The following is a 15,839-nucleotide window of genomic DNA, read 5'->3' as shown; positions in this document are numbered from 1 at the left end:
AGCGAAGCTGGTAGACTCCGCCGCCATTATGATTCGACTTCAAAGCCTAACATTACAGCGCGGCCCGCAACGTCTGCTAGAAGACGCCGAGCTGACCCTGCACGCCGGTCACAAAGCCGGCTTGATCGGTGCCAACGGCGCCGGTAAATCCACGTTGTTTGCCCTGTTGCTGGGCGAATTGGCCCCTGATTCCGGCGATTGCCTGATGCCCGCCGACTGGCGCATTGCGCACATGCGCCAGGAGATCGACACCCTCGACCGCATTGCGATCGACTACGTGCTCGATGGCGACCTGCGTCTGCGCCAGGTGCAACGCGAGTTGGCCGAAGCCGAACTGGCCCAGGACGGCGCCGCCCAGGCGCGCTTGCACTCGGAGCTCGACAGCGCCGACGGCTACACCGCCGACGCCCGCGCCCGCAAGATGCTCGCCGGCCTGGGCTTCACCAACGAGCAGATGGACCGCCCGGTGGCGGCGTTCTCCGGGGGCTGGCGCATGCGCCTGAACCTGGCCCAGGCGCTGATGTGCCCCTCGGACCTGCTGTTGCTCGATGAGCCCACCAACCACTTGGACCTCGATGCGATCCTGTGGCTGGAAGACTTCCTCAAAAGCTACCCCGGCACCTTGCTGCTGATTTCCCATGACCGCGACTTCCTCGATGCCGTGGTCGATAACATCGCCCACGTCGAACAGCGCAAGATCACCCTGTATCGCGGTGGCTACAGCGCCTTCGAGCGGGCCCGTGCCGAACGCTTGGCCCAGCAACAGCAGGCCTTTGAGAAGCAGCAGGCGCAACGGGCGCACATGGAAAGCTACATCGCTCGCTTCAAGGCCCAGGCCACTAAGGCCCGCCAGGCCCAGAGCCGGATCAAGGCGCTGGAGCGGATGGAAGAACTGTCCGCCGCCCACGTGGACTCGCCGTTCGATTTCGTCTTCCGCGAGTCGCTGAAAATCTCCAGCCCTTTGCTGGACCTGTCCGACGCTCGCCTGGGCTACGGCGACAAAACTGTGCTGGAAAAGGTCAAGTTGCAACTGACCCCGGGCGCGCGCATCGGTTTGCTCGGCCCCAACGGCGCGGGTAAATCGACCCTGATTAAAAATCTTTGCGGTGAACTCGAGCCGCTGGCCGGTCGCCTGGTCCGCGGTGAGAACCTGGTGGTGGGCTATTTCGCCCAGCATCAGTTGGACTCGCTGGACGCCAAAGCCAGCCCGCTTTTGCATTTGCAGCGCCTGGCGCCGACCGAGCGTGAGCAGACCCTGCGCGATTTCCTCGGCGGTTTTGACTTCCGTGGCGCACGCATCGACGAGCCGGTGTTGAACTTCTCCGGCGGCGAAAAGGCGCGCCTGGCATTGGCCCTGATCGCCTGGGGCCGGCCGAACCTGTTGTTGCTCGACGAACCGACCAACCACTTGGACCTGGAAATGCGCCTGGCGCTGACGATGGCCCTGCAGGAATTCAGCGGCGCGGTACTGGTGGTTTCCCACGATCGGCACTTGCTCAAAAGCACTACCGACGAGTTCCTGCTGGTGGCCGATGGCAAGGTCCAGGCGTTCGACGGCGACCTGGAAGACTACGCGCGTTGGCTCAACGACTATCGCTTGCGCAATGCGCCGGTCAGCACCACCCCGGTCAACCCGGACAAAACCGACAAGAAGGCCCAGCGCCAGGCCGCCGCCGCGTTGCGCCAGCAGTTGGCGCCGCACAAGCGCGAAGCCGACAAGCTCGAAGCTGAGTTGGGCAAGGTCCACGAAAAACTCGCCAAGATCGAAACCAGCCTCGGCGACAGCGCGGTGTACGAAGCGGCGCGCAAGGACGAGTTGCGTGACCTGCTGGCCGAACAGGCCAAGCTCAAGGTGCGCGAAGCCGAGCTGGAGGAAACCTGGATGGAGGCGCTGGAGCTGCTGGAAAGCCTGCAAGCGGAGCTGGAGGCGCTGTCCTGATGGAAGCGTTCAAGTGGCCGTTGTCGTCGGTATGGACCGAGCCGCTGTGGCTTGGGCTGCAAATCCTTCTGATCCTGTTGGCCGGCTACCTGGCCCAGCGGTTCGTCGCCAAGGGCCTGACGCGCTTGGGTGAGCGCTACCCGTTTCCGCCGCAATTGCTCTTGCCCCTGCGTGGCGGCTTGCGCTGGCTGATTATGGGCAGCGCGCTGATTTTCGTGCTTGAACGCCTCGGGGTATCGGCGACGGTGCTCTGGACGGCGTTGTCCGGCTTCGTGGCCGTGGCGGCGGTGGCGTTCTTCGCCATGTGGAGCGTGCTCTCCAACCTGCTCTGCGCGATTTTGATCTTCACCGTCGGGCCGTTTCGCCTGGGCGATGTGGTGGAGTTGGTGGACACCACCGACAAACCTGGGGTCAAGGGCCGGGTGGTGGCCATTAACCTGCTCTACACCACGCTGATCGAAGCCGAAGAGCTCGGCACCGGTAGCGCTATGGTGCAAGTGCCCAACAGCCTGTTCTTCCAGCGCTCGGTGCGCCGCTGGCGCGGCAGCGATGGCCTGCCTTTGGGCCTGGGCGACCGCTAGCCCTTCCTTGTTGCACGCAAAAATATCGATAGTCATTCGCCCAGCGGCGCATTAGCTTAGACGGCTGTAACAAGTCTTAGCCGAGGTGTGTGATGGTGCTTGAAACATGGCTGGCGTTCTTCGCCGCGTGCTGGGTGATTAGCCTTTCCCCTGGCGCGGGTGCCATTGCGTCGATGTCCTGCGGGTTGCAGTACGGTTTTTGGCGCGGCTATTGGAATGCCCTGGGCCTGCAACTGGGCCTGGCGTTGCAGATCGCGATTGTCGCCGCCGGAGTGGGCGCGGTGCTCGCCGCTTCTTCGACGGCGTTCTATGCCATCAAGTGGTTCGGCGTGGCTTACCTGGTGTTCCTGGCCGTCAAGCAATGGCGCGCGCTACCCAGCGAGATAAGCGACGACGCCAGCATCCGCCCCATCGGCAAACCCCTGGCCCTGGTGTTCCGTGGCTTTTTGGTGAACATCAGCAACCCCAAGGCTCTGGTGTTCATGCTTGCGGTGCTGCCGCAGTTCATCAACCCGCACGCACCGTTGGTGGCGCAGTACCTGACCCTGGGCGTGACCATGGTGGTGGTCGATTTGATCGTGATGGCCGGTTACACCGGGTTGGCTTCCAAGGTGCTGCGCCTGTTGCGCACACCCAAGCAGCAAAAGCGCATGAACCGCACCTTCGCCGGCTTGTTCATCGGCGCGGCAGCCTTCATGGCCACCTTGCGCCGCGCTCCGGTCTAGCCCCCCAAAATCCTTTGTGGGAGCGGGCTGGCCAAGAGCGGTTCAGCGCAAAATCACCGGCGCCGTGTCACGGGGCAGGTTGTTGCGCGGGGCTTGCTCAGGTTGGCCGTAGTCGGCGCCGATCAGCTGTTCCTTCAACTGATTCGCCACGTCCTCGCCCAGGGCCTTGGACACGTCGCGCACCACCCGTGGGCGGTTCAGCGAGACCCGAACGTCGCGGCTCTTCACCAATTTGGTGTCCTGGCCTTCACCCATGGCGGTAAAGGCCGAGGTGATTTCGTAGGTCTTGGTGTTTATCAGGCTGAAATCCGCCACCAGGCTCAGGCCCAGGATCGCCGAGTAGCTGTCGGTGTTGTCCAGGGCGGTGATATCGCGGGTGAAGTCGATGTCCGACAGGGTGCCGAACAGCACGTAGTCCGCGCCCTTGAAGTTGCCGGCCTTGATCCGCTTGATGACGTCGTACACGTCCTCGCGCGACTTGGCGGTGTACGGCGTGCCCTGAATCAGTTGGAACATGCCGGACTTGAGAATCTCGCCCTTGATGTCACCGCTGAATTTGCGCAGCTCGGTTTGCTCGATGTAGCTGGTGCTGCTCTCGAACTCGTTGTAGCTCGACGAACCGCTGGCGTTGTACAGGCCAGCCTGGGACTGGCTGGCAGCAGAAACGATGTGGATGTATTGCTCCACCCGTTCCTGGTAGGCCAGGTCGGTCACGGCGACTTTCGGTGCGGCCTGGGCGGCAAAGGCGCACGCCAGGCTGATGATGCCAATCCATGCACGCATTGCTTAGCGCTCCGTGGTCTTGCGGATCTCTTTTTCGTCCATCCATTCAGCCAGGCCGCTTTCGACGTCGATCAATTGCAGGCTGAATTTGTAGAACACGTCTTTGTAGTCGCTGCTGCGCTTGACGATCGAGCTGATCGAGCCTTCAAGACGGTATTTGGCGGCGATCATGTTGCCGGTCTTGGCCACGGTGTTTTTCTTGTACAGGCCGCTCTGGTTTTGCAGCTTGAGCTGGTCGACCTGGTTCTGCATCGCGGTGTTGTCGCTGGCGAAGCGGGCGGTGCCGGACTTCATCAGTTGGGTTTTGATCGAGGTGGTGATCTCGCGGGTATCGATGTACTCGCTGGTCTTGTTCTTCACATCGTAGACCTGCACCACCGGGCGACCTTGCAGGATGCCGGACTGCGCCAGGGAACGGGTCATGGTTTCGGCGATCATTTGCAGGTCGGTGGAACCGAACTCGTTGGTCACCAGCTCCACAGCCTTGGTGTCGCCGTAGCCGATGTTCTTGCCGCCCAGTACGGGCGAATTATTGGCGCAGCCGCTGGCCAGCAGGGCGACGACGGCGAGAAACGAAATGCGTGCAAACATGGGAAAGCTCTCTAGAAACGGGTCGTTGGGGGCCTTAAGGCGTTTTGATTTCCAGGCGGAAATCCACGGCTTTGGGTGTCGGCGCAATGGCCGGCAGGAAACTGGTCTGGGTGCCGTAGAGGGTCAGGCTTTTCCAGGTTTCCTCTTCGCCCACCGGGAAGCCTTCGGGGCCGAGCCAGGCGAAGCGGTAGTACATGGTTTTGTTGTTGTAGCTGGTGTTACTCAACTGCACGTTGACTGTGAGGAAGCCGTTTTCACGGGCCACGCGCATAGCGCCGACCACGATGTTTTTCAGCTTGCCCATGGACACGACTTTGCTGGCCGCGCTACCGGGTTCCGGCGGCGGGGTGGCGCACCCGGCCAGCAAGGCCAGGGCGACGACGGCGAGGACTTTCAAACGCATGGCGACTCTCTGCTTAAGGTTGTTTGAGGCTGGCGACGGCTGCGGCGCTGCTGTTGGGCACTACCTGAGCATCGACGCCACTGGCGAAGGCCTGGTTGCCGACCACGCGCACGGCGATCACTTGGTAGGGTTGCTCGACCTTCACCTTGACCACCGCCCCGCCCAGGGCGTTGGGCAGGGTCAGGTGGTGCTCGCCCTTGGCCATGCGCAGGCGCACGACCTGGGTGTTGTCCGGCAGGGTGCGCCAGGTGCGGGTGTCGGCGCCTTCCATCACGGCCGAGGCAATACCCATCGCCAGGCCGGCCAGCGGGCTGCTGTCGTTCATCTGCTTTTGCGCCACGCCACGGCTGATGGCCCGCACGCTGGTACGCAGGATGATCCCCGGCATGTCATCGCGCAGGGCGCGGCGCGACATGGCGGTGGTGCTGTTGAGCGCGGTCAGGTCGTGTTGCTGGTTGTCGATGCCGATCTGGCTGAACGCAGCGGTCGAGGTGTCGGGCTTGATGATCGGGAACGACAGCGGGGTAATCACCAGGTTGCCGCTGATGGGCAGGGGCAGGGGAATGCGGATCGAGTCGCGGGCCGGCGCCAGGCCGCTTTGCACCACGATCAGGATGTCGCTGTCCTGGGCCTTGCTGGCCGGTTTGTCGAGGTTCAGCAGGGCTTTTTCCAGCAGCGGCGTGTTGGGGCGTAGCTCGGCGGCCTTGCGGTAGCCCGGTGCGGCGAGGTCACGCTCGCCCAGGGCTTCGTAGACGAAACCGGCCAGGTAATGGCTGAAGGCACTCTGGTAGCTGTTTTTCAGGCTGACCACGTCCGGCGCGTCGAGGCTGGCCACCGGGTAGCCTTGCAAATCCTTGTACTCGGTCTTGATTCCTTGCTGCTCGGCCTCGTCTTCGCGCTTGAGGTATTCCTTGTCGCGCAGCTCGGCGATCACCGCTTCGCGTTCGTGGGTTTTCTTGATCTCGGTGCGCGCGCCGTCGAAGTCGTTGACGGCCAGCAGGTTCAGGGCCATCTGCGTGGTCAGCATGACTTTTTCGTAGTCGTAGCCTTCGTAGCGACGCACCTTGTCGTTGACCAGGAAACTGCCGAATTGGGCCACGTACTTCTCGGTGTCGAACTTGACCGCATCTTCCCAGGCGCCGACCACTTTATCGGCGCTGCCCCAAGCGGCCTGGCTACCGCTCAGGTCGCCCTTGGCGCGCAGCAGCTCGCCCTTCTCGAAGTAATACAGCAGGTCTTTGTTTTCGCCGCTGTTGTTCTTCTCCAGCAGGGTCAACGCCGCCTCGACATTGCCGCGGGTCAAGTGCTGGTTGGTTTCCTGGAGTTCGGAGTCGTAGCTGCGAAAGGCCGAACAACCGGCCAGCAGGGTCGCTGCGCTGAGCGCGAGCACGGTAAGGGCGCGGGATGCCATCGAGTTACTTCTTCCCTGAACGTAGACAGCCGAGTGTGCTGGTCGGGCTGGAGGAACCAATTGGCGTAAGGCCAATTCCTCATAAAAAGAGGAGCTTAAATGCCCGGTCGCGATAACGAGGGCGGCGCATTATAAGGGCCGAAGATGGCCATGTAATGGCTTTTTAATTCCGTTTTGAGACGTGGTGCCATCATTCATGTTTGGCGCCACTCGCCCGATTTCCTCCCGGTTCATGCCCTTAGCGCCATGAACCCCGTGAGCAAACCCTTATCGAAGTCTTCCGCCGGTCGCCACTTGCCTGATTCCTCACTGGTTTAGGTCCTTGGTCCCACGAACCTCTTGAGCAAACCCTTATCGAAGTCTCCCGCCGGTCGCCACTTGCCTGATTCCTCACGGGTTTAGGTCCCTGGTCCCACGAACCCCTTGAGCAAACTCTTATCGAAGTGAACAATATGTTACTTATTGTTTCCAGGTGAGAATCATTCATGACTGCCTTTTCCCGCGCCCTGGGCTGGCTGGTGCTGCCGATCCTGATCGCCAGCAGCCCGCACCTGCTGGCCGATACCGTCGAAGGTGCGCCCCAGGCGCTGCATTTGCTCGACTACATCGGCGCCGATTACCCAGCCACGGTGGAGGCGGGCCAGGTGATCGACGAGTCTGAGTACCGCGAGCAAGTGGAATTCCTCGGCGTGCTGCAAGGCGCGGTCGCCGAGCTGCCGGCCAAGGCGCAAAAAACCGAGCTGGAACAAGGCATCGCCCGCCTCAAGGCCGCCGTGGTTGCCCGCGAGGACGGCAGCGCCGTGGCCCGCCAGGCACGGCAACTGGGCGCGCAACTGGCGGCGGCCTATGAAGTCAGCCAGGCGCCGATCATCACCCCCGACCCCACGCGTGGCGCGCCGCTCTACGCCCAGCATTGCTCGGTGTGCCACGGCGCCAGCGGCGTCGGCGATGGCCCGGCGGGCGTGGGCCTGACCCCGCCGCCCGCCAACCTGCGGGACGCGGCGCGGCTTGATCGCCTGAGCCTCTACGGCATCTTCAGCACCCTTGGCCTGGGCGTGGAGGGCACCGACATGCCGTCCTTCGCCGACCAATTGGATGAGCGCCAACGTTGGGACCTGGCCACCTACATCGCCGGTTTCAGCAGCGACCCGGCCCAGGCCAAAAGCGCCGAGGCCTTCAACCTCGCCGACCTGGCGCGCCAGACTCCCGCTGAAGTGCTGGCCGCCCAAGGCCCGGCCGCGGCCGCCACCTTCCGTGCCCAGCGCGCGCAGCCGCCGCAGGTCAAGCGCGGCCCCGGGCAGTTGCTCGACTACACCGCCGCGACCCTGGACAAAAGCCTGACGGCCTACCGCGCCGGCGACCACGAGCAGGCCTACGACCTCTCGGTGGCGGCGTACCTGGAAGGGTTCGAGCTGGTGGAAAGCTCCCTGGATAACGTCAACGCCAACGTGCGCAAAGACACCGAGAAATCCCTGATGGCCTACCGGCAGGCGTTGCAGGACGGCTTGCCGCTGGAGCAGGTCGAACAGCGCCTGGGCGCGGCCAAGGCCAAGCTCACCGAGTCGGCCGGGTTGCTGGGCAGCGACGGCTTGAGCTGGTCGCTGAGCTACATCTCCGGGTTGCTGATCCTGCTGCGCGAAGGCCTCGAAGCGATTCTGGTACTGGCGGCGATCCTCGCCTTCCTGCGCAACACCGGCCAGCAATCGGCGGTGCGCAGCGTCAACATCGGCTGGGGCTTGGCCTTGCTGGCGGGCCTGGCGACCTGGGCGCTGGCCGCCTATGTGATCGACGTCAGCGGCGCCCAACGCGAATTGCTCGAAGGCTGCACGGCGCTGTTTGCCAGCGTCATGGTGCTGTGGCTCGGCGTGTGGATGCACGACTGCCGCCACGCAGCAGCCTGGCAGGACTACATCAAAAGCAGCCTGGTGGGCGGAGGCGGGCGTTTCGGCTTTGCGATCCTGGCGTTCTTCTCGGTGTACCGCGAACTGTTCGAGGTGATCCTGTTCTACGAAACCCTGTGGCTGCAGGCCGGCCCCGCGGGCCATGACGCAGTCATCGCCGGCGGCGCCACGGCCCTGGTGCTGTTGATCGGCCTGGCCTGGGTGATCCTGCGCGGTTCGGCGAAGCTGCCGCTGGCGCTGTTCTTCGGCATCAACGCGGCGCTGTTGTGCGCGTTGTCGGTGGTGTTCGCCGGCCATGGCGTCAAAGCCCTGCAAGAAGCGGGGATCTTCGGCACCCGCCCGGTGGCGTTCTTTGACTTCGACTGGCTGGGCATCCACGCCGACGCTTACTCCCTGAGCGCACAGGTCGTGGCCATCATCGCCATCGTCGTGCTCTACAGCCGCAGCCGCGTGGCGGACAAACGGCGGGTGCAGGTGTAGGCCACCCTAACCCCTTGTGGGAGCGAGCCTGCTCGCGATGGCGGCAGGTGTTCCAGCCTCATCGCGGGCAAGCCCATACACAGGCTTGCTCCCACAAGAAGGGATTTTGCAGCCAGATCGCCCTCATTCCCGGCGCAAAGCCTTGTGCCATCAGGTAATGCGTTCCAGTTATATAAAAATTCTTAAATAGTATTTTTAAGAATATCTGCCGCTCACTACTATCTGCTCCAAGCCACACGCAGTGCCGCCACTGCCGGGCACATCTCATTCAGGAGCAGCACCATGAGCGCATCTCTACGTAGCGTTGACGGCCAGGACGAAGCAGCCATTTTGCGCGAGATCCAAAGCGCCCTGCGCGACCTGCGCTTTGGCGCAGTGGAAATCACCGTGCACAACGCGCAAGTGGTCCAGATCGAACGCAAAGAGAAATTCCGTTTGCAGAACCCCGGCACCAAGCCGAGCTGAACTGCCGCACGCCAACCGGACCACCGCAGGGCACGCCCATGACCCCAGCCAGCAGCTACACCAGCGTTCAAGCACGAATGCGGGCCTGAAGCGCCATAAGAACAGCCAACACTAAAAAATTTCAGGAGCTTCACTATGTCGTCGATTCGCCGTTACGCGTTGGCCGCCCTGGCCAGTGCCGTTTTTGCTGGTTCTGCAGTGGCCAAGGATTACGAGCTGCTCAACGTCTCCTACGACCCGACCCGCGAGCTGTATCAGGAATACAACGCCGAGTTCATCAAGTTCTGGCAGCAGGACCACGCCGGCGACAACGTCAAGATCCAACAGTCCCACGGTGGCTCGGGCAAGCAGGGCCGCGCCGTGATCGATGGCCTGCGCGCCGACGTGGTGACCCTGGCCCTGGCCGGTGACATCGACGAAGTCGCCAAATTGGGCAAGAGCCTGCCGCTGGACTGGCAAAAACGCCTGCCCGAAGCGAGCACGCCGTACACCTCGACCATCGTGTTCCTGGTGCGCAAGGGCAACCCCAAAGGCATCAAGGACTGGGGCGATTTGGTCAAGAACGGCGTGGAAGTCATCACCCCGAACCCGAAAACCAGCGGCGGTGCGCGCTGGAACTTCCTCGCGGCCTGGGCCTATGGCCTGAAGGCCGGCGGTAGCGAAGCCAAGGCGCAGGAATACGTCAAGGAGCTGTTCAAGCACGTGCCGGTGCTGGACACCGGCGCTCGCGGCTCGACCATCACCTTCGTCAACAACGGCCAGGGCGACGTACTGCTGGCCTGGGAAAACGAAGCCTTCCTGGCCCTCAAGGAAGACGGCGGCGCCGACAAGTTCGACATCGTCGTGCCGTCGCTGTCGATCCTCGCCGAGCCGCCCGTGGCGGTGGTGGACAAGAACGCCGAGAAAAAGGGCAACGCGCAAATCGCCGAGGCCTACCTCAAGCACCTGTACAGCCCAGCCGGCCAGGAAATCGCGGCGAAGAACTTCTACCGCCCGCGTGACGCCGCAGTGGCCGCCAAGTACGCCCAGCAATTCCCGAAACTGGACCTGGTGACTATCGACAAAGACTTCGGCGGCTGGAAGACTGCCCAACCGAAATTCTTCAACGACGGTGGTGTGTTCGACCAGATCTACACCGCGCAGTAAGCCAGGCAACCGCTAGGAGCGGGGCTATGCGGGGGCTGATATCCGAGCCTGCGCATAGCCCCGCTCCTAGCGTTGCATCTACCCGCTAACCAAGGACTTTTATGTCGCGTCGTATCTCCCCCGTCATACCCGGCTTCGGGCTGACGCTGGGCTACACCTTGGTGTACCTCAGCCTGATTGTGCTTATTCCGCTGGCGGCGATGTTCGTCCATGCCGCCCAACTCACCTGGGATCAGTTCTGGGCCATCATTTCCGCGCCGCGGGTCATTGCGGCGCTCAAGCTGAGTTTCGGTACGGCGCTGTACGCCGCGATCATCAACGGCATCATCGGTACGCTGTTGGCCTGGGTGCTGGTGCGCTACACCTTCCCCGGGCGCAAGGTCATCGACGCGATGATCGACCTGCCATTCGCCCTGCCCACCGCCGTTGCCGGCATCGCCCTGACCGCGCTCTACGCGCCCAGCGGCCTGGTGGGGCAGTTCGCCACTGACCTGGGCTTCAAAATCGCCTACACGCCCCTGGGCATCACCCTGGCGCTGACCTTCGTCACCCTGCCGTTCGTGGTGCGCACGGTGCAACCGGTGCTGGCCGACATCCCCCGCGAAGTCGAAGAAGCCGCTGCGTGCCTGGGCGCCAAGCCGTGGCAGGTGTTCCGCCACATCCTCGTGCCCGCGCTGTTACCGGCCTGGCTGACCGGGTTCGCCCTGGCGTTTGCCCGTGGCGTGGGCGAGTACGGCTCGGTGATTTTCATCGCCGGCAACATGCCGATGAAAACCGAGATTTTGCCGCTGCTCATCATGGTCAAGCTCGACCAATACGACTACACCGGCGCCACCTCCATCGGCGTGCTGATGCTGGTGGTTTCCTTCGTCCTGCTGCTGCTCATCAACTTGCTGCAGCGGCGCATCGAACGACCTTAAGGAGGCGCACACATGTCCCAATCGTCTATTGCTGCCTCCACCAACGCCGCCCGCCGGGGCAGCGCCGGTTCGCGCCGGGTGCTGATCGGCCTGGGCTGGCTGATTTTTGCCCTGTTCCTGCTGCTGCCGCTGTTTATCGTGGTGTCCCAGGGGCTGAAACTGGGCCTGGGGGCGTTTTTTGCCGCGATCTTTGAGCCGGATGCCTTGTCGGCCCTCAAGCTGACGGTGATCGCGGTGCTGATCTCGGTGCCGCTGAACCTGGTGTTCGGCGTCAGCGCCGCGTGGTGCGTGAGCAAATACTCGTTCCGTGGCAAGAGCATGCTGGTGACCCTGATCGACCTGCCGTTCTCGGTGTCGCCGGTGATCGCGGGCCTGGTCTACGTGCTGATGTTCGGCGCCCAGGGCTTTTTCGGCCCGTGGCTGTCGGACCACGACATCCAGATCGTCTTCGCGCTGCCGGGCATCGTGCTGGCCACCATCTTCGTCACCGTGCCGTTCGTGGCCCGTGAACTGATCCCGCTGATGCAGGAGCAGGGCACCCAGGAAGAAGAGGCGGCGCGCCTGTTGGGCGCCAACGGCTGGCAGATGTTCTGGCATGTCACCGTGCCGAACATCAAATGGGGCCTGATCTACGGCGTGGTGCTGTGTACCGCGCGGGCCATGGGCGAGTTCGGCGCGGTGTCGGTGGTGTCCGGGCACATCCGCGGCGTGACCAACACCCTGCCGCTGCATGTCGAGATTCTCTACAACGAATACAACCACGTCGCCGCGTTTGCGGTGGCGAGTCTGCTGCTGATCCTGGCGCTCTTCATCCTGCTGCTCAAGCAGTGGAGCGAGAACCGTATTAACCGCCTGCGCGCCGGTGCGGCTGAGGAATAACCCATGTCGATCGAAGTCCGTAACGTCAGCAAGAACTTCAACGCCTTCAAGGCGCTCAACAGCATCAACCTGGATATCAACAGCGGCGAACTGGTGGCCTTGCTCGGCCCCTCCGGCTGCGGCAAAACCACCTTGCTGCGCATCATCGCGGGCCTCGAAACCCCGGACGAGGGCAGCATCGTGTTCCACGGTGAAGACGTCTCGGGCCATGACGTGCGCGATCGCAACGTCGGTTTCGTGTTCCAGCACTACGCCTTGTTCCGCCACATGACCGTGTTCGACAACGTCGCCTTCGGCCTGCGCATGAAACCGAAAAACCAGCGCCCGAGCGAAAGCCAGATCGCGGTCAAGGTCCATGAGCTGCTGAACATGGTGCAACTGGATTGGCTCAGCGACCGCTACCCCGAGCAGCTTTCCGGTGGCCAGCGCCAGCGGATCGCCCTGGCCCGCGCCCTGGCGGTGGAGCCCAAGGTGTTGCTGCTGGACGAGCCCTTCGGCGCCCTCGACGCCAAGGTGCGCAAGGAGCTGCGCCGCTGGCTGGCGCGCCTGCACGAAGACATCAACCTGACTTCGGTGTTCGTCACCCACGACCAGGAAGAAGCCATGGAAGTGGCCGACCGCATCGTGGTGATGAACAAGGGCGTGATCGAGCAGATCGGCTCGCCGGGCGAGGTCTACGAAAACCCGGCCAGCGACTTCGTCTACCACTTCCTCGGCGACTCCAACCGCTTGCACCTGGGCGAAGACCAACACCTGCTGTTCCGCCCCCACGAAGTGTCGCTGTCGCGCCATGAACTGGAAGACCACCACGCCGCGCAAGTGCGCGACATCCGCCCCCTCGGCGCCACCACCCGGGTGACCCTCAAGGTCGAAGGCCAGAGCGAGCTGATCGAAGCCGAAGTGGTCAAGGACCACGACAGCCTCACCGGTTTGACGCGGGGCGAGACGCTGTTCTTCAAGCCCAAGGTCTGGCAAAAGGCCTAGGCCGTTGGGCGCGGGCTTGCCCGCAAGGCGCTGCCTCAGGCAGCGAAGAGGTGGGATGTACCGCCGCCATCGCGGGCAAGGCCCGCTTCCACAGTTGAACTGTGGTGTGGGTGGGGTTTTGATTTTCCCTCTGTGGGAGCGAGCCTGCTCGCGATGGCGGCCTGAGTGGCAGGGGTAAGACAGTTGCTCCCCCAGCGCTTGTGTCCGCGCCTACTTGACCGGCCCGGCGCGTTCTTCGATGGCGCGCTGGAGGTCGTGGCGCAGGCCCAGCAGGAAGGCCAGCTCCGCCACCACGAACAGCGGGCCGACAATCAGCCCAGTGACGTCATCGACGAACGCCGGTTTGCGGCCTTCGTAGTAATGGCCGACAAACTGGATCGCCCAGCCGATCACAAATAACCCCACGCCACTGCCCAGCCATACCCCGGTGCTCTGTTGCGCCATGGCGTTGCCTAGCCAAACGGATAGGCCCAAGAGCACGCTCATCAGTACGCCAAGCCGTATTTCCAGGCGCAGGTAGAACCCCGCCGACGCCAGGGCCAGCAGTACCGCTGGTGACAGCCAGAGCCCGGCCAGCGGCCATTGCGGGCGTGACAGCAGGACCGCCACGGCGACCACGATCAGCGGGATGCCGATGAAGTGGCTGGCGATATTGCGCCGGTCGCGGTGGTAGGCGGCGTATTGACTGAGGTGGTCGACGAGGCTTTTCATTGTTGTTTCCTCCTGTAGGGCGCTGGATCATGCCCTGCGGCTCATCCTGGCTCTGTCGGCCAGGCGACAATCAAGACGGGGTTTTCATGGATATGCGGGCGTGGAGTCAATGTCTGTCCCAGGGGCAGTGGTTCAGTCGAGTGCCTGCGCCTTTTCAGGATAGCCTGCTGACCCGCGCCCGGGTGCGGCGCCTGGCGCCGGGGCAGCGGCTGTTCCAGCGCGGCGACCCGCCGTGCGGGCTGTACGCGGTGCTCGAAGGCGCGGTGCGCGTGGGCGGAGTCAGTGAGGAGGGCAAGGAGGCGCTGCTGGCCCTGGTGGAAGCGCCGCAGTGGTTCGGCGAGATCGGTGTGTTCGATGGCCGCCCGCGCACCCACGACGCCTACGGCGTGGGCCACTGCATCCTGCTGCATGTGCCCCAGGCGACCCTGCATGCCCTGCTGGAGGAACAGCCCCAGCACTGGCGGGCGCTGGCCTTGTTGATGAGCCAGAAGCTGCGCCTGACCTTCATCAGCCTTGAACAGCGCAGCCTGATGCCCGCCGCCGCCCGGGTCGCCCACCGTTTGCTGTTGATCGCCGAAGGCTACGGCCAGACCGAACCACCGCTGCGCGCCTTGCAACTGCCCCAGGAGCAGTTGGCGCTGATGCTGTCGCTGTCGCGCCAGACCACCAACCAGTTGCTCAACGACTTGCAGAGCCAGGGCATCGTGCGGCTCAACTACGGCGCAATCGAAGTGCTGGACCTCGCCCGCCTGCGCGCCGCGGCAAGCCCCGCCGTGTAGCAAGCGGGCCCACAGAAGGAAAATGAAAATCCCACCCACATCACTGTTCAACTGTGGGAGCGGGCTCTGCCCCCGATTGCAATCTGTCAGGCACTGAAGGGGTGCTGATGTACCGCTATCGCGCGCAGGTGCTCAGCGCAACCCATCGCGAAACTGCCCCGGGGTCATGCCGGTCCAGCGTTTGAAGGCGCGGCTGAAGCTGCTGGTGTCGGCAAACCCGAGCAGGTAGCTGATTTCGCTCAGCGAGCACTGCGGGTCGCGCAGGTGCAGCAGGGCCGCGTTTTCCCGGCATTCATTGAGTAGGTTGTCGAAGCGGCAGCCCTCGTCCGCCAGGTGGCGTTGCAGGCTGCGCAGGCTCAGGTGCATGGCCTGGGCGATGCTTTCGGCCGAGGGTTCGCCTTCGGGCAGGCGTGCTTCGATGGCGGCGCGCACTTTGCGCTCCCAAGTCAGCGGGCGCAGTTGGGCGAGGGTGCGCTTGAGCACGGTTTCGTTGTGTTCGGCCAGTTCCGGGTTGGCGTCGTCCAGGTGGCTGTCGAAATCCTGGTGGGCGAACTCCAGGCGATCTTCCTCGGCGCCAAAGAACACCGGGGCGCGGAACACCCGGTGCCAGGGCTCGGGGTCGGCTGGGGCGGCGCGGCGCAGGTACACCGCCAGGGGCGCGTAGTCGCGGCCCAGGCGATTACGGCAGGTGCGCACGTAGATCGCGGCAAAGGCGTCGATGGCTTCTGGTGCCGGCGCGGTACGGTCGCTGGGTTGGCGCAAGTGAAAGCAATAGCGGTCGGGGGTGCGGCTCAGCTCCAGCTCCAGGGCATCGCTGACCACTGTGTGATAACGCACGATGCGCTCGAACACTTCCCGCAGGCTGCCGCTGGCCACCAGCGCATAGCCCAGGGCATGGAAGGTGGTCGGGCTGACGAACCGCGATACCCGCAGGCCCAGGGCCGGGTCGCCGCTGGCTTGCACCGCCAACGCCCACAGGCGCGTGGTGCCGGTAACCGGGTAGCGGGCGTTGGGGTCGTCCATCCATTGCGGGTCCAGGCCCGCCTCGCGGCACAGGGCCGTGCTGTCCAGGTCAAGGGCGTCGAGCTGCTTGCGCAGGGCGCGGGTCCAACTGGCGAGGATGGTGGGTTCGATCATGATG

General features: G+C 63.7%; 16 protein-coding genes. 10 read left to right on the top strand and 6 right to left on the bottom strand.

All coding sequences use genetic code 11. The annotated features are described in order from the left end of the window. Positions 1-28 precede the first annotated feature (28 nt). From AC19YT_RS10360 to AC19YT_RS10350, 3 genes are all read left to right on the top strand, one after another. Positions 29-1,939, top strand: a complete 1,911-nt coding sequence (locus tag AC19YT_RS10360) for an ATP-binding cassette domain-containing protein (RefSeq protein ID WP_500599870.1) — start codon at positions 29-31, stop codon at positions 1,937-1,939. Then, positions 1,939-2,520: a mechanosensitive ion channel family protein gene (locus AC19YT_RS10355; protein WP_095109213.1), complete on the top strand. Its 582-nt coding sequence runs from the start codon at positions 1,939-1,941 to the stop codon at positions 2,518-2,520. Before AC19YT_RS10360 ends, AC19YT_RS10355 begins: the two co-directional genes overlap by 1 nt. Before the next feature lie 92 nt (positions 2,521-2,612). Further along, on the top strand, positions 2,613-3,245 hold the full coding sequence (locus AC19YT_RS10350) for a LysE family transporter (protein WP_095109212.1): 633 nt from the start codon (positions 2,613-2,615) through the stop codon (positions 3,243-3,245). A gap of 42 nt (positions 3,246-3,287) precedes the next feature. Here AC19YT_RS10350 and AC19YT_RS10345 read toward each other — a convergent pair whose 3' ends face one another. From AC19YT_RS10345 to AC19YT_RS10330, 4 genes are read right to left on the bottom strand one after another with little or no spacing between them, the layout of a single operon-like run. Next, complete coding sequence (locus AC19YT_RS10345; RefSeq protein ID WP_095109211.1) at positions 3,288-4,028, bottom strand: penicillin-binding protein activator LpoB; 741 nt, start codon at positions 4,026-4,028, stop codon at positions 3,288-3,290. Between the two features lie 3 nt (positions 4,029-4,031). Continuing rightward, positions 4,032-4,619 (bottom strand): penicillin-binding protein activator LpoB, encoded by a 588-nt coding sequence (gene lpoB / locus AC19YT_RS10340; protein ID WP_095109210.1) that lies wholly within the window; start codon positions 4,617-4,619, stop codon positions 4,032-4,034. A 34-nt stretch (positions 4,620-4,653) separates the two neighbouring features. Then, a complete protein-coding gene (locus AC19YT_RS10335; RefSeq protein ID WP_095109209.1) occupies positions 4,654-5,022 on the bottom strand; it encodes a YcfL family putative periplasmic lipoprotein in 369 nt (122 codons plus the stop codon). A 13-nt stretch (positions 5,023-5,035) separates the two neighbouring features. After that, the gene (locus AC19YT_RS10330) at positions 5,036-6,433 is read right to left on the bottom strand and encodes a COG3014 family protein (RefSeq protein WP_500599875.1); all 1,398 of its coding nucleotides are present in this window, start codon (positions 6,431-6,433) and stop codon (positions 5,036-5,038) included. A 485-nt stretch (positions 6,434-6,918) separates the two neighbouring features. Here AC19YT_RS10330 and AC19YT_RS10325 point away from each other — a divergent pair, with 485 nt between their 5' ends. The 6 genes from AC19YT_RS10325 to AC19YT_RS10300 all read left to right on the top strand — a co-directional run bounded on the left by AC19YT_RS10325 (position 6,919) and on the right by AC19YT_RS10300 (position 13,208). Next, positions 6,919-8,814, top strand: a complete 1,896-nt coding sequence (locus AC19YT_RS10325; protein WP_500610190.1) for an FTR1 family protein — start codon at positions 6,919-6,921, stop codon at positions 8,812-8,814. Positions 8,815-9,096: 282 nt separating this feature from the next. Continuing rightward, positions 9,097-9,279, top strand: coding sequence for a sulfur starvation response protein OscA (gene oscA, locus AC19YT_RS10320; protein ID WP_020293745.1), 183 nt, complete (start codon positions 9,097-9,099; stop codon positions 9,277-9,279). Between the two features lie 135 nt (positions 9,280-9,414). Further along, on the top strand, positions 9,415-10,425 hold the full coding sequence (locus tag AC19YT_RS10315) for a sulfate ABC transporter substrate-binding protein (protein WP_095109206.1): 1,011 nt from the start codon (positions 9,415-9,417) through the stop codon (positions 10,423-10,425). 101 nt (positions 10,426-10,526) lie between these two features. After that, the gene (gene cysT / locus AC19YT_RS10310) at positions 10,527-11,345 is read left to right on the top strand and encodes a sulfate ABC transporter permease subunit CysT (protein ID WP_095109205.1); all 819 of its coding nucleotides are present in this window, start codon (positions 10,527-10,529) and stop codon (positions 11,343-11,345) included. Positions 11,346-11,357: 12 nt separating this feature from the next. Further along, the gene (gene cysW / locus AC19YT_RS10305; protein WP_095109204.1) at positions 11,358-12,224 is read left to right on the top strand and encodes a sulfate ABC transporter permease subunit CysW; all 867 of its coding nucleotides are present in this window, start codon (positions 11,358-11,360) and stop codon (positions 12,222-12,224) included. A 3-nt stretch (positions 12,225-12,227) separates the two neighbouring features. Continuing rightward, positions 12,228-13,208, top strand: a complete 981-nt coding sequence (locus AC19YT_RS10300) for a sulfate/molybdate ABC transporter ATP-binding protein (RefSeq protein ID WP_095109203.1) — start codon at positions 12,228-12,230, stop codon at positions 13,206-13,208. A gap of 210 nt (positions 13,209-13,418) precedes the next feature. Here the strand turns inward: AC19YT_RS10300 and AC19YT_RS10295 are convergent, their stop codons facing one another. Further along, positions 13,419-13,919 carry an Mpo1 family 2-hydroxy fatty acid dioxygenase gene (locus tag AC19YT_RS10295; RefSeq protein ID WP_500599879.1) on the bottom strand — a complete coding sequence of 167 codons (501 nt, stop codon included), beginning with the start codon at positions 13,917-13,919 and terminating at the stop codon, positions 13,419-13,421. An 86-nt stretch (positions 13,920-14,005) separates the two neighbouring features. Here AC19YT_RS10295 and AC19YT_RS10290 point away from each other — a divergent pair, with 86 nt between their 5' ends. Next, positions 14,006-14,698 (top strand): Crp/Fnr family transcriptional regulator, encoded by a 693-nt coding sequence (locus tag AC19YT_RS10290; RefSeq protein ID WP_095109201.1) that lies wholly within the window; start codon positions 14,006-14,008, stop codon positions 14,696-14,698. Positions 14,699-14,830: 132 nt separating this feature from the next. Here AC19YT_RS10290 and AC19YT_RS10285 read toward each other — a convergent pair whose 3' ends face one another. Next, positions 14,831-15,835, bottom strand: a complete 1,005-nt coding sequence (locus AC19YT_RS10285) for an AraC family transcriptional regulator (RefSeq protein WP_095109200.1) — start codon at positions 15,833-15,835, stop codon at positions 14,831-14,833. Positions 15,836-15,839 lie beyond the last annotated feature (4 nt).

It is taken from the genome of Pseudomonas sp. MF08875, from assembly GCF_059862525.1.
Note: the sequence above shows the minus strand (reverse complement) of the source record. Positions and strands in the feature narration are given on the sequence as shown.

Coding starts and splice junctions, on each gene's coding strand:
- AC19YT_RS10360 (WP_500599870.1), top strand. CDS start 29: ATGATTCGACTTCAAAGCCTAACATTACAGCGCGGCCCGCAACGTCTG.
- AC19YT_RS10355 (WP_095109213.1), top strand. CDS start 1,939: ATGGAAGCGTTCAAGTGGCCGTTGTCGTCGGTATGGACCGAGCCGCTG.
- AC19YT_RS10350 (WP_095109212.1), top strand. CDS start 2,613: ATGGTGCTTGAAACATGGCTGGCGTTCTTCGCCGCGTGCTGGGTGATT.
- AC19YT_RS10345 (WP_095109211.1), bottom strand. CDS start 4,028: ATGCGTGCATGGATTGGCATCATCAGCCTGGCGTGCGCCTTTGCCGCC.
- lpoB (WP_095109210.1), bottom strand. CDS start 4,619: ATGTTTGCACGCATTTCGTTTCTCGCCGTCGTCGCCCTGCTGGCCAGC.
- AC19YT_RS10335 (WP_095109209.1), bottom strand. CDS start 5,022: ATGCGTTTGAAAGTCCTCGCCGTCGTCGCCCTGGCCTTGCTGGCCGGG.
- AC19YT_RS10330 (WP_500599875.1), bottom strand. CDS start 6,433: ATGGCATCCCGCGCCCTTACCGTGCTCGCGCTCAGCGCAGCGACCCTG.
- AC19YT_RS10325 (WP_500610190.1), top strand. CDS start 6,919: ATGACTGCCTTTTCCCGCGCCCTGGGCTGGCTGGTGCTGCCGATCCTG.
- oscA (WP_020293745.1), top strand. CDS start 9,097: ATGAGCGCATCTCTACGTAGCGTTGACGGCCAGGACGAAGCAGCCATT.
- AC19YT_RS10315 (WP_095109206.1), top strand. CDS start 9,415: ATGTCGTCGATTCGCCGTTACGCGTTGGCCGCCCTGGCCAGTGCCGTT.
- cysT (WP_095109205.1), top strand. CDS start 10,527: ATGTCGCGTCGTATCTCCCCCGTCATACCCGGCTTCGGGCTGACGCTG.
- cysW (WP_095109204.1), top strand. CDS start 11,358: ATGTCCCAATCGTCTATTGCTGCCTCCACCAACGCCGCCCGCCGGGGC.
- AC19YT_RS10300 (WP_095109203.1), top strand. CDS start 12,228: ATGTCGATCGAAGTCCGTAACGTCAGCAAGAACTTCAACGCCTTCAAG.
- AC19YT_RS10295 (WP_500599879.1), bottom strand. CDS start 13,919: ATGAAAAGCCTCGTCGACCACCTCAGTCAATACGCCGCCTACCACCGC.
- AC19YT_RS10290 (WP_095109201.1), top strand. CDS start 14,006: ATGGATATGCGGGCGTGGAGTCAATGTCTGTCCCAGGGGCAGTGGTTC.
- AC19YT_RS10285 (WP_095109200.1), bottom strand. CDS start 15,835: ATGATCGAACCCACCATCCTCGCCAGTTGGACCCGCGCCCTGCGCAAG.